The sequence below is a fragment of the Pseudonocardia wallangbongensis genome (assembly GCF_054486945.1).
In genome coordinates this window covers 109,370-121,721 of the sequence record NZ_JBRERS010000002.1, presented here as the reverse complement: position 1 = coordinate 121,721, position 12,352 = coordinate 109,370, and the positions used below count along the sequence as shown (strand labels likewise).

Annotated in this window: 12 protein-coding genes; 2 read left to right on the top strand and 10 right to left on the bottom strand. The window is 74.3% G+C overall.

What is annotated here, in order from left to right; all coding sequences use genetic code 11:
• Positions 1–333: 333 nt before the first annotated feature.
• The 6 genes from ACU436_RS06965 to ACU436_RS06940 form a co-directional block, all read right to left on the bottom strand.
• A complete protein-coding gene (locus tag ACU436_RS06965) occupies positions 334–741 on the bottom strand; it encodes a YccF domain-containing protein (protein ID WP_459022843.1) in 408 nt (135 codons plus the stop codon).
• Positions 742–877: 136 nt separating this feature from the next.
• Positions 878–2,161: an MFS transporter gene (locus tag ACU436_RS06960; protein WP_459022841.1), complete on the bottom strand. Its 1,284-nt coding sequence runs from the start codon at positions 2,159–2,161 to the stop codon at positions 878–880.
• 22 nt (positions 2,162–2,183) lie between these two features.
• Positions 2,184–3,584 (bottom strand): M20 family metallopeptidase, encoded by a 1,401-nt coding sequence (locus tag ACU436_RS06955; protein ID WP_459022839.1) that lies wholly within the window; start codon positions 3,582–3,584, stop codon positions 2,184–2,186.
• Positions 3,585–3,710: 126 nt separating this feature from the next.
• On the bottom strand, positions 3,711–4,475 hold the full coding sequence (locus tag ACU436_RS06950; RefSeq protein WP_459022838.1) for a phosphotransferase family protein: 765 nt from the start codon (positions 4,473–4,475) through the stop codon (positions 3,711–3,713).
• 31 nt (positions 4,476–4,506) lie between these two features.
• Complete coding sequence (locus tag ACU436_RS06945) at positions 4,507–5,445, bottom strand: LysR family transcriptional regulator (protein WP_459022836.1); 939 nt, start codon at positions 5,443–5,445, stop codon at positions 4,507–4,509.
• Positions 5,412–6,089, bottom strand: coding sequence for an HAD hydrolase-like protein (locus ACU436_RS06940; RefSeq protein WP_459022834.1), 678 nt, complete (start codon positions 6,087–6,089; stop codon positions 5,412–5,414). Before ACU436_RS06940 ends, ACU436_RS06945 begins: the two co-directional genes overlap by 34 nt.
• 62 nt (positions 6,090–6,151) lie before the next feature.
• On the opposite strand from ACU436_RS06940, the gene ACU436_RS06935 reads away from it, so the two are divergent.
• The gene (locus ACU436_RS06935; protein ID WP_459022833.1) at positions 6,152–7,264 is read left to right on the top strand and encodes an App1 family protein; all 1,113 of its coding nucleotides are present in this window, start codon (positions 6,152–6,154) and stop codon (positions 7,262–7,264) included.
• 5 nt (positions 7,265–7,269) lie between these two features.
• Here the strand turns inward: ACU436_RS06935 and ACU436_RS06930 are convergent, their stop codons facing one another.
• The 3 genes from ACU436_RS06930 to ACU436_RS06920 are packed head-to-tail and all read right to left on the bottom strand — an operon-like array spanning position 7,270 to position 9,678.
• The gene (locus ACU436_RS06930; RefSeq protein WP_459022831.1) at positions 7,270–8,148 is read right to left on the bottom strand and encodes a sucrase ferredoxin; all 879 of its coding nucleotides are present in this window, start codon (positions 8,146–8,148) and stop codon (positions 7,270–7,272) included.
• The gene (locus ACU436_RS06925) at positions 8,145–9,410 is read right to left on the bottom strand and encodes a cupin domain-containing protein (RefSeq protein ID WP_459022829.1); all 1,266 of its coding nucleotides are present in this window, start codon (positions 9,408–9,410) and stop codon (positions 8,145–8,147) included. The genes ACU436_RS06930 and ACU436_RS06925 overlap by 4 nt, the downstream gene beginning before the upstream one ends.
• A complete protein-coding gene (locus ACU436_RS06920) occupies positions 9,400–9,678 on the bottom strand; it encodes a hypothetical protein (protein WP_459022828.1) in 279 nt (92 codons plus the stop codon). The genes ACU436_RS06925 and ACU436_RS06920 overlap by 11 nt, the downstream gene beginning before the upstream one ends.
• Positions 9,679–9,853: 175 nt before the next feature.
• Between ACU436_RS06920 and ACU436_RS06915 the strand changes: the two genes are divergently transcribed.
• On the top strand, positions 9,854–10,864 hold the full coding sequence (locus ACU436_RS06915; protein ID WP_459022827.1) for a TerC family protein: 1,011 nt from the start codon (positions 9,854–9,856) through the stop codon (positions 10,862–10,864).
• A gap of 88 nt (positions 10,865–10,952) precedes the next feature.
• Here ACU436_RS06915 and ACU436_RS06910 read toward each other — a convergent pair whose 3' ends face one another.
• Positions 10,953–12,113: a hypothetical protein gene (locus ACU436_RS06910; protein WP_459022826.1), complete on the bottom strand. Its 1,161-nt coding sequence runs from the start codon at positions 12,111–12,113 to the stop codon at positions 10,953–10,955.
• Between the last annotated feature and the right edge of the window lie 239 nt (positions 12,114–12,352).

Here is a 12,352-nt window from a genome sequence, read left to right as displayed (position 1 = left end):
GGGGATGGCCGGGTTCACCATGTCGGACGCACCAACGCTGCGAAGGGGGGCAGTATGAGGGACGGGATGGACGTCATGGGGCCGGTCGACCACATCGTCGTGGAGTTCGCGGATGCGAGCGTGCCGGAGGACGTGCTGCAGAAGCGCACCATCCTGAGCTCCTGATCGCGCTCCGGTGCCATGAGCACGGAGGCACTCGTCCTCGCCGCCACCACCGTGATCCGGCCGGCGAGTATTGGTCTGCCTGGCTGCGCTGAACGCGATCGCGCACAGCGCCGGGGAATCGCGGGTCGCCGGCGTCGCGTCCTGACCGTCGCCGCCGACGGCCGCGGGTCAGCTCACCATCGGATACCGCCCGGCCTGCAGGTCGTCCGTATCCACGATGACCCGCCCGAGCGGGAGGAGCGACACGGGGATCAGCTTCAGGTTGGCCAGGGCCAGCGGGATCCCGATGATCGTCACGGCCAGTGCCACCGCCGTCGCGAGATGCCCGATGGCCAGCCACCATCCCGCAACGATGATCCAGATGATGTTGCCGAGCACGGACGGGACACCGGCGTCGTCGCGCCGTACGAGCCTCCGGCCGAACGGCCACAGCGTGAAGTCGGCGATCCGGAACGACGCCAGCCCGAACGGGATCGTCACGATGAGGATGCAGCAGACCACACCGGCCAGCGCATAGCCGATGGCCAGCCAGATCCCGCAGAGGAGTAGCCAGATCACGTTCAGCAACGTTCGCACCAGGGCCTCCCTCGACGCCGTCGCGGTCCGGTCAGCCTTCGCCCGGGGCCCGAGGTCCCGCCTCACCCGAGATGGGCGGGGTGTCATCGGATTCCGGGCCGGACCCCGGCGATCGGGCTCTGATGGGTTCGACGGGTCAGTGGAGCCCGAGGCGGCGGATGGTGGCGAGCGTTCCGAGGCTCAGCACGGCGGTGACCATCACCCAGAAGCTGGGGGCGAGCGGGCTCCCGGTCGTGGCGATCAGCCAGGTGGCGATGAACGGGGTGAAGCCGCCGAACACGGCGACGCCGATGTTGTAGCCCACCGCCATGCCGGTGGCGCGGGTCCCGGTGGGGAAGAGGTTCGCCATGAGCGCGCCCATCGGCCCGAAGTACGCGGCCTTCAGCACGCCGAGCACCGCCAGCATGCCGAGCATGACCGTCAGCCCGGGAACCGCGACGAGCAGCGCGAACAGCGGGTAGATCAGCACGAGGATCAGCGCCGCGGCCGGGACCATGATCTTGATCTGCCCGAACCGGTCCGAGAGGTGTCCGGCCAGCGGCGTGGCGATCAGCAGCACGAGCCCGCCCAGGATGACCCCGGCGAACCCGGTCGACGCCGGCAGCCCAAGGTTCTTGATCGCGAACGTCGGCATGTAGCTGATCAGGTAGTTGAGGCAGGTCGTCGCGGCGAGGACGCCGATCGTGAGCAGCACGCGCACCTTCTGCTCGCGCAGGATCACGCGGCCGGGCCGGTGGTCGGGCGCCAGGTCGTCCGTGCGGGCGAACTGCGGTGCCTCGGGCACGTGGCGCCTGATGTACCAGCCCACCGGACCGACCAGCAGCCCGACGGCGAACGGGATCCGGAATCCCCACGAGAGGAGCTGGTCGTCCGACAGCGTGGAGGTGAGCACGGTGCCGAGCGTGGCGGCGAGCAGCGTGGCCGCGGACTGGCTGGCGAACTGCCAGCTCGCGGCGTAACCGCGTCGCCCGGGGAGGTGCTCGACCATCAGCGCGGTGGCGCTGCCGAACTCACCACCCGCCGAGAAGCCCTGGACGAGCCGCGCCACGAGGATCCCGATCGGCGCGAGCAGCCCCACCGCCTCGTACGACGGCATGACGACGATGATCAGCGTCCCGAGCACCATCAGGGCGATCGAGAGCGCGAGCGCGGGCTTGCGGCCCGCCCGGTCGGCGTACGAGCCGAGGACGACCGCGCCGATCGGCCGGATCAGGAACGAGACGGCGAACGTGCCGAGTGCGAGCAGCAGGCCGGTGGTCGGGTCGCTCGCGGGGAAGAACACCTTCGCGACGTACACCGCGAAGTAGCTGTAGACGGCGATGTCGTACCACTCGAGTGCGTTGCCGACGCACGCCGCGGTGATGATCCGGGCGGGGCTCGGCTGCTTCGTCTGCTGCGCCGACTCCGGGGCATTCGACATCCGGGCGTCCTCTCCGCTGCGGTCAGGCGGGCGGGCCGTCGGGGCCGGGCTCGCCGAGGTCCCAGAACAAGCCGGCCATGATCTGCGCGCCTTCGCGGGCGACGGGCACGAGCAGGTGCTCGTCCGGCCCGTGCTGTGCGCAGGCCGGGTAGGAGTGCGGGACCCACACCGTCGGCACCCCGACGACGTCGGTGAACACGTCGTTGGGCAGCGAGCCGCCGAGGTTGGGCAGCACGGCGGGCGGCGCCCCGGTGGTGCGCGCGATCGAGTCGACGGCCCAGCGCACCCACGGGTGGTCTGGGTCGACGCGGGTGGCCGCCATCAGGTGGTCGACGTGCACGGCGACCATGCCGAAGCCGTGCGCGTCGAGGTGCTCGCGCACGATCGACTGCAGGTCCTGCGCGGGCGTCCCGACGACGTAGCGCAGCTGGCAGTGCGCCCGCGCGGTGGCCGGGATCGCGTTGACCGGCGCGTCCGGGGTGCCGGCGGTGAAGGCGAGCACCTCGAGGGAGTTCGCGCCCAGCAGCCGCTCGGCGGGACCGAGGTCCGGCTCGCCCCAGCCCTCGTCGATGGCCGGGTCGTCCGGGCCGCCGCCGGGCGAGATGTCGGCGAGCGCCCGGCGCACGGACTCCGGGATGGCGGGAGCGCGCAGGCCGGGCACCCGGATCACGCCCCGACCGTCGACGAGGCTCGCGATCGCGTTCGCGAGCACGGTGGCCGGGTTGCGCAGCAGCCCGCCCCAGTTGCCGGAGTGGTAGGTGCCCTCGCGCAGGTCCAGGCTCAGCGTGAAGCCCACCGCTCCGCGCGACCCGAGGAACACCGTCGGCCGGTCCGCCGCGAGGCGCGGGCCGTCGGAGGCGATCAGCACGTCGGCGGCGAGCTCGTCGGCGTGCGCGGCGGCCATCTCGCGCAGCCCGGCGGACCCGGCCTCCTCGCCGGTCTCGACGAGGACCTTGAGGTTGAAGCCCAGCCGCCCGCGGCGCGCGGCGAGCACCTGCTCCAGCGCCGCGAGGTTGAGGGTGTGCTGGCCCTTGTTGTCGGCAGTGCCGCGGCCGTACCAGCGGTCGCCCTCGACCGTGATCGACCACGGCGACAGCCCGGCGCGCCACCGCTCCGGCTGGCCGAGCACGACGTCGCCGTGCCCGTAGACGAGCACGGTGGGCCGGGCTGGGTCCTCGGCCCGGTGCCCGATCAGGAACGGGCCACCGCCGGGGAGCGGGTTCTCGACCACGTGCCAGCGCGCACCGATCCGGTCGAGCGCCGGTCCGATCTCGCCGGTGAGGTAGCGGTGCAGCTGCGGCAGCGCGGCCGGGTCCTGGCTCTCGGTGCGCAGGGCGACCCGGCGGCCGAGCTCCTCCCGGAATGCGCCCGAGTCGACGTACGTGGCTGCGCGCCCGATGGCGTCGCTGCGGGTCACTGGCATTCCTCCGCCTGCCGGAACCGGTTTCGGCGAAGCGTAGGAGCGCTTCCTCCCGGCGACCATCACCGATCCGGCAACGACCGTTGCCGTAGCGGCACGGCGCACGGACCACGGGCCCCGTCGGACGCCTCACATCCGGGATCTCAGCACGTCGAACTCGCAGCCGGGCGAGTCCGGGTCGAAGCCGTGCTCGACCAGCCAGCGCGCGCCCCGCAGGCTCCGCAACGACCACCACGCGCGGATCACGTCGAGGTCGACGTCGGCGCCGTAACCCGCGACGACGTCTCCCAGGCGCTCCTGGTGCCCCAACGTCAAGGTGGCGAGGTCGTACAGGGCGTCGCCCGGCGCCGCCTCGGACCAGTCGATCACGCCGGTGACCTCGTCACCGTCGACGAACACGTGGTCGAGCTGCAGGTCGCCGTGCGTGAACACGGGGGTCCACGGCCGGAGCGCAGCCTCGGCGACCGCGCGGTTGCGCGTGACCACGGCGGCGGGGAGCGTGCCGGACGCGGCGAGCCACTCGCACTCGCGGTCGAGCTCCGATGCGATCTCCTCGACACTCCGACCGGGCCACGGCGGCAGCGGCGCGTCGTGCAGTTCCCGCACGGCGGCACCCGCCGCGGCCCACGCCGCAGGCGACGCGCTCGACGGCTCGCCGAGGCGGCCGAGTGCCGTGCCGCCGACGGCGGCGAGCGCGAGCGCGGGCGGCTGGTGCCACAGCACCCGGGGAGTCGGGATCGGTGCCACGGCCATCGCCCGGACCTCGACGTCGGTGCGCGCCTGATCGACGTCGACCTTCAGGAACACGTCGCCGACGCGCAGCGTCGTGCGCTCCTGGTGGGCGACGACGATCTCGACCGCATCCATGCCGGCCATCATCGCGGGGACGGCCATCGGCGTCGCCGCGTTTACGCGGGACGGCGCCCTACGGCGCCTGCACGCGCCCCACGAGGTGGGCCACGAACTCCTGCACGACGGGTGGCAGCTCACGCCCGGCCGTGGACTGGATCTGCACGTAGCGCTGGTGCATCCCGCGGTCGGTGAGCGGGACCGCGACGAGCCCGTCGGCCGCGAGCCGGCGGCGGGCCGGCAGCCGGCCGGTCAGGGTGACGGCGTCGGCGAGCTTCGCGAACGTGTAGAGCGCGCCGGAGTAGTCGGTCTCGAAGACCGGGTCGAACGTGAGCCCCTCGGCGCTGCAGCAGACGTCGAACAGCTGCCGCACGGTGGTGGAGTCGTCGACGATCGCGAGCGCGTACGGGCGCAGCTCGGCGAGCGACACCGCGGGCCGGCCCGCGACGGGGTGCGTGGCGCCCACGACGGCGTGGACGTACTCGCGCTGCGAGTACTCCACCCGGACGTCACGGGCGGGCGTGAGGTTGAAGGTCACCGCGAGGTCCGCGGCGGCGTCGCGCACCCGCTCCGTGGCCGCTGCCGACGACGTGACGTGCAGGTCGAAGCCGACGTCGGCGTGGTCGCGGTGGAAGGAGGCGATCGCCTCCGGCAGCAGGTCCCACGCGAAGCCCTCGGCGCTGGCCACCCGGATCCGCACGCGGTGGCCGCCCCGGGAGCGCCGGATGTCCCCGATCACCTGGTCGACGTCCGCGACGTTGCGCCGGACGACGGCGGCCAGCCGCACGCCGGCGTCGGAGAGCAGCATCCCGCGGGGCTGCCGCTCGAACAGCGGCACGCCGATCTCGTGCTCGAGGCGGGTGATCTGGCGGCTGATCGCCGACGCCGCGACGTGCAGCTCGGCGGACGCCTCCGCGATGGAGCCGGCCTGCGCCACGGCGAGGAAGTAGCGCAGTCCCGGGTCGAGGAACGGGCCGGTGGTCAGGCCGCGTCCCGCGGAGCCGTCGTCGACCACACCTCGTCGCCGCGCAGCACCGCGGCCAGCTCGTCGAGGTCCGCCACGATGCGGCGGGCGCCGGCCAGCTCGCCGGGCTCCGCGTAGCCCCAGGCGACGCCGATCGTGGGCACCCCGTGCGCGTCGCCGCCCTCGACGTCGTGGTGGCGGTCGCCGACGAGCACCACCGGGTGGCGCGCGGGGTCGAGCCGCAGCCGCTCGAGCACGGACCCGACGACGGCCGCCTTGCCCACGCGGCCGCCCAGGTGATCGGCCCCGCCCACGAGGTCGAAGTAGCTCGCGAGGCCGGTGCCGGCGATGATCTTGCGGGCCAGCTCCTCGGGCTTGGACGTCGCGGTCGCCAGGCGCATCCCGTCCTCGCGCAGCCTTTCCAGGAACGCGGGGATCCCCGGGTAGACGGGCGTGACCGTGGCCGCGACCGCGTCGTAGGAGGCGCGGTACGCCACGATCGCCGCCGCCGTCTGCTCCTGAGTCAGGCCCAGCTCGGGCAGCGCGGTCTCGAACGGTGGCCCGACGAACCGGCGCAGCCGGGCCTCGTCGGGCACCGGGAAGCCGACTTCGGCGATGGCCGCGGCCAGGTGTTCGACGATCGTGGTGGCCGAGTCGACGAGGGTGCCGTCGACGTCAAGGAGGACGGTGCGCACTGATCGCATGGTACGTGGGCCCCGCGGTGGCCCCGGCGGGTGCCGTGCTGTAGGTCTGCGGCGTGCAGGTGCGCAAGCTGGTGGCCCGGGCCGCGATGGCCGCCGAGAGCGCGATCCAGGCCGGGGTGCTGCTCACGCTGCGGGTGCGGGGCCGGCACCTGCCGATGATCGTGCCGTTCATCGGCCACGGCACCACCCGGCGAGTGCGGGTGGGCGGCCGGGTCGTGCTCGGCAGGCCGGAGGCGGCGGCGCCCGCGGTCGGGGTCCCGGAGGCGCCGGCGCCGACCCCGCGGTCGCGGCGCGCGGTGCTGCGGGCCACCGTCGCGCGCTTCCTCACCGTGGAGGTCCCGGGGGCCGTCGTGACCGTGAGCGGTCCCGGGGTCGTCACCCAGATCCGGGCCGACCGCGACGGCTACCTCGACGCCGTGATCGACGTCGCCGAGCCGCTGCGCCCCGGATGGCACGCGTTCGAGCTGCGGCTGCGGGACGGGGCCACGGTGTCGGCGCAGGTGCTGGTGGTCGACCCGGACGCGCGGGTCGGCCTGGTCAGCGACGTCGACGACACGATCCTGGAGACCGGCCTGACCCGGGGGATCGAGTTCGTGCGGGCCACCCTGCTCACCCCGGTGCGCGAGCGCACGCCCCTCGCCGGCGCGGCGGCGCTCTACCGCGCGCTCACGGAGCCGGCCGACGGCCCGGCCCGACCGGTCTTCTACGTCTCGACGAGCCCGTGGAACCTGCACGAGATGCTCCTGGAGTTCGTCGCGCTGCGCCGCTTCCCGCTCGGCCCGCTGCTCCTGACCGACTGGGGACCCTCGCGCAGCGGCCTGTTCCGGATCGGTGCGCAGGAGCACAAGGCCGGGCTGGTCGAGCGGATGCTCGAGGAGCACCCGCGGCTCGGGCTCGTGCTGGTCGGCGACTGCGGGCAGCTCGACCCGGAGATCTACGCCGTGCTCGCCCGCGAGCACCCGGACCGCATCCGCGCCGTCTACATCCGCCGCACCCGCCACGCGCTCCCCGGCCGGATCGCCGAGGTCGACGCCCTCGCCGCCGAGGTCACCGCGGCCGGGGTGCCCATGCTCGCCGTCGACGACAGCGTGCAGATCGCCGCGCACGCGGCCCAGCTGGGCCTGCTCGACGCCACCGCGCTCGACGACGTGCGAGCCGCCGGTTGACCCTCCTACGGGATGCCGAGCTTCCGCAGCTCGAAGACCCGCATCCGGCCGGAATGGGCGGCCGCGCACGTGAGCGGGCGCCCGGTGTCGACGAACCGCTCCCGCAGGAGCACGGAGCAGTCGGGGCCGGCGAGCTCGACGTGCCAGTCCGTGCCGCCGTCGGGATGGTGGTCGCCGGTGACGTGCACGAGCCGCAGGTCGTCCACGCCGGTGGCGCCGGTGGCCGGCCGGGCGTGGTGCTGTGCGGCCTGGACGGCGGGCGGCAGTGCCGTCCGGCCGCGCAGGAGTCCCGGTACGACGCTGCCGCCGCGGTAGGCGTCGACGACGGCGGGTGCGTCGGCCGGGTCGAGGCCCGCCAGCACGTAGCCGTGGGGGAGCAGGATCACGGCGGGCGCGAAGCGGCACCCGCCCACGTGTGTGGTCTCCCAGACCGCCTCGGGGTCCTCGGCGGCGAGCGCCGCGGCCACGGGGCGGCCGCGGACGGCGCAGCAGGTGTCGTGCCGGCCGTGGGCGCAGACGAGGACCAGCGGGCCGTCGTACGGCTCGCCGGATGCGTCGACGACGGCCGGCAGCCGGGACTCGGCGGCGTACGTGCCCGTCCGCACCGACTCGTGGCCCGGCCGGGTGTCGACCCGGAACCAGCGGCGGCGCCCGCCGGTTCGCGCCCGCCCGGGTCGCCGGACCAGCACCACCCTGCCCCTCGACCGCGCCGCCCAGCCGGCCAGCTCGGCCGCCACCGCGACCGGCAGCGCGGCCAGCGCCTGCGCGGGCCACGGGCCCGGGTGCTCGACGAGCAGCCAGCGGTCGCCGGGCGGGGCCGTGCCCTCGATCGGGTCACCCGCCGCCTGCGCGGCGAACGAGCAGCGCGGCCAGGGGCCCGTCACGTCCGGGACGCCGGCACCAGCACGCCCTCCCGCAGGAGGCGGCGCACCAGCACCAGCTGGTCGGCTTCGTCCATCCCGGGAAGGCTACCAACGCGAGACGCCTCTCCGGAGAGCAGCGCGCGCAGCGGTTCCGCGCACGCGACCGGCAGCTCGATCCGCCGGTCGGGCAGCTCCAGCCGCACCCGCTCCCCGCACCGGACGAGCCGGTGCGGCAGGCCCAGCCGCAGCCGGACCGCGTCGCCCGCCGCGAGGCCCGCGGTGAACGCGGCCGCCGCGAGCGGGCCCACCGGCTCCGGCCGCCCGCCCTGCCACACCTGCCGGCGCACGTGCCGGGCCACGTCCCCGGCGTCGACACCGGCCAGCGCGCCGGTGAGCGCGTCGCGCACGGCGTCGAGGTGCGGGGCGAGCGCGGCCGGGTCGGCCACGTCGACGCCGAGCGGCAGCGACGCCCGCAGCCGCGGGTCGTGCGCCACGAGCGCCGTCAGCGCCTCCACCAGGGCGAACCGGGTGACGACGTGCACGCCCACGGTCAGGTGCGCCGAGACACCCCCGAGTGCGGTGGCCGCGTGCAGCCAGCCGCGCGGGAGGTAGAGCACGTCGCCGGGTTCGAGTACCGCGTCGAGGTCGGGGGCGTCGTCGCGGGCGCGGGCGGCCACGGCGTCCGCGTGGTCGTTCCAGGGCTGGTCGCGCAACGGGTCGGGGTGCACGGGCGCGTGCACCGTCCAGTGCTTGCGCCCGGCGAGCTGCAGCACGAACACGTCGTGCACGTCGTAGTGGGCGGAGAACCCCCGCGACTGCGGCGGGGTGACGTAGGCGTTCGCCTGCACGGGGTGCCCGAGCTCGGCGCCGAGCCGGGTGGCGAACGCGGCGACGGCCGGCCAGGTGCGGTGCAGCGCCTGCAGGACGAGCGTGGTGCCGTCGGCGAAGAGTGCCCCGACGGCGTCGTCGCGGACCTGGTCGGCGATCTCGGCCCCGACGCCACCCGATCCGGTGAACGAGCGGGAGTCGACGACCGCGCCGTCGCGGGCCAGCCGCAGGAACGGGGTCCGCAGCCCGCGGCGCGACAGCAGCTCGTCGACGCCGTCGAGGTCGAGCAGGTCGCGGAACCCGTCCCGGTCGCGCCCCCGGGCGAGCAGCGGGGTGTGTCCCCAGTGCCGGTCCGCGAACTCGGCGGCCGCGAGCCCGGTGACGCGGGAGAGCGGGGTGGCCGGGCGCACGTCCTCGGCGCGCCCGGCCACCCGGGCGGTGGTCTCAGCGGGCACCGCTGTCGGCGCCCCCGTCCGCGCCCCCGTCCGAGACACCCGGCGTGCCGCCTTCGGCCCCGGAGTCGGCGGGGCCTTCGGCGCTGCCGTCGGCTCCACCGTCCTCGACGCCCGGGGTGCCGCCTGCGCCTGCGTCCTCCGGCCCCTCGGCGCCGCTGTCGGCGCCGCTGTCCCGGACCCCCGGCGTGCCGCTGCCTGCGCCCGCGTCCGCCGGACCCTCGGCCCCACCGCCACCGGTCGTGGTCATGTCATCGTCGTCGAGAGCCATGGTTCCTCCTCGGGTCGGTACGCCACCGGACGGCGGCGCCCCGGGCCTACCCACCCGGAGGAGCGACTAACACGGTTCGGGCGAGCCTCCCCCGGTAGCGTCGGCCGATGCGGAACCGGTGCGTCGCTACGCTCGTTGGGTAAAGAGCGGGTAATGACACGGGGCGGAGGAACGCGTGCTCGAGATCAGCGGGCTCACCTGGGCGTTGACGATCGGGGTGGTCGTCGCGCTCCTCGCGCTCGACCTGGTGATCGCCGCCATGCGGCCACACCGCGTCGGCTTCCGCGAGGCCACCGCCTGGTCGGTCTTCTACGTGCTGGTGGCCGTCGCGTTCGGGGTCTGGTTCGCCATGGCCTACGGCGGCGACTTCGGCACCCAGTACTTCGCCGGCTACATCGTCGAGAAGAGCCTCTCGGTCGACAACCTGTTCGTCTTCGTGATCATCATGACGACGTTCGCGGTGCCCGAGGAGCACCAGCACAAGGTGCTGACCTTCGGCATCATCCTCGCGCTGATCATGCGCGCGATCTTCATCGCGCTCGGCGCCACGCTGCTGTCGCTGTTCTCGTTCATGTTCCTGGTGTTCGGGCTCCTGCTGATCTACACGGCGGTCCAGCTGTTCCGGCACCGCGACGAGGACCCGGACGTCGAGGACAACGCGATCGTGCGCACGGCACGCCGGGCGTTGCCGATCACCGAGGAGTACGTCGGCGGCAAGATCGTCACTCGCGTCGACGGCCGCCGGATGTTCACGCCGCTGTTCGTCGTGCTCATCGCGATCGGCAGCATCGACCTGCTGTTCGCGCTCGACTCGATCCCCGCGGTCTTCGGCGTCACGTCCGAGGCCTACATCGTCTTCGTGGCCAACGCGTTCGCCCTGCTCGGCCTGCGCGCCCTGTACTTCCTGGTGAAGGGCCTGCTCGACCGGCTCGTCTACCTGTCCACCGGGCTCGCGATCATCCTGGGCTTCATCGGCGTCAAGCTGATCCTGCACTGGGCCCACGAGGACATCTCCACCGCCGTCCCCGAGATCACCACCCCGGTCAGCCTCGGCGTCATCATCGGCGTGCTGGTGATCGTCACGGTGGCGAGCCTGGTGAAGACCCGGAACGACCCCACGGCCACGGCGCACGCCGGTTCGCTGCGGGCGCACAAGCGCGCGACGGCCGACGAGGAGCACAGCTAGGGGACGACCCCACCGCACACACTGACGCGGCACCGCACACATGTCCGACCATGTGTGCGGACCCCGGACGGTGTGTGCGACCAACCGTCTAGATCCCGTACCGCCAGATCGTCAGGGCGTAGCCGCCGAACCAGGCCGATGCGAGCGTGGCGGCCACCACCGCCGCCACGGCTGTGCCCGGCCGGCGCCTTGCCAGGCCGGACGCCACCGGGAGCAGCAGCACGAACGCCGGGATGAGCAGCCGCAGCTTGGCGTTCATCAGGCCGTGGGTGCCCCACACCGGCACCAGCGCGAGCGCGCCGTACACGACCAGCGGCCACGGTGTCTGCTGCGTGACCGTGAGACCGAGCAGCACGAGGCTGCCGACGAGCGCGACCACCGTGACGGCGTCGAACACGCGCTCGCCCCCCGCGAGCGCGCTCCCGAGGTAGCGGGCGGTGGCGGCGCCGCCGTCGAGGTACCAGCCCCAGCCGCCGCGCTGGATGCGGAACCAGCCGTCGAGCGCGCCCGTCCGGGCGGCGACCCAGCCGAGGTAGCCGAGGAAACCGGTGCCGGCGAGCAGGCCGCCCACCAAGGGCCGCCACCCGTCACGCCGGGCGAGCACGGCCGCGAGCGCCGCCAGGCCGACGGCGGCCACCACGGCGGACCCGGTCGGCCGCACCAGCCCGGCCGCGGCCGCGCCGAGCCCCGCGAGCAGCCACTGCTCGCGCAGCACCCCGACCAGCGCCCACGCCGCCAGCGCGCAGAAGAGTGCCTCGGTGTAGGCCATCGACAGCACGATGCTCATCGGCGTGGCGGCGAACAGGGCCGTGAGCAGCAACCCGGTGCGCCGGGACCCGCCGGGCAGCAGTTCCCCGATCCGGGTCAACCCGTACGCGGCGGCCACGCCGGCGACCGCCGCGGTGAGCAGGGCGGCCGCGACGAGGTTGCCGCCGGTCAGCACGCCCACCGCGGCGACGAACGCCGGGTAGCCCGGGAAGAAGCCCAGGGGCGTGTCCGGGGTGTGGTTGCCGAACGCGTCGACCATGTCGGCGGGGACGCCGCCGTACCCGTGCTCGGCGATCGCGAGCAGCCACGCCGCGTCCCAGCTGGTGAGCTTCGGCACCACCTGCGACCCGCCGGCCATCAGGGCGAGCACGGCGATGCCCACCGCCCGGACGCCGAGGTAGATCCCGGCCGGTGCCAGCGCGTGCGCGATCCGGGGCCACGCCGGTGCACCGGTGCGCGGCGCGCTCCCGGCCGCAGTCATCGCGAGCTCCTCTCGTTGCGAGGATCCTCCCGCCTTCCCGACCGGCCGGCGTCCCGCGGGGTCGTCGGTCGTGTGACGACGAGGAGAGCGCGATGACGGATGCGCGGTTCGAGGCCGAGCACGGCGAGTCGTGGGACCCCGGGCGCCGCGTGCTGCTCGAGGTGGAGTCGCCTGCGTCCTGGCCGACGGCGTGGTCCTCGACGACGCGACGTACCTCGGACCCGTCGAGTGATCGACAG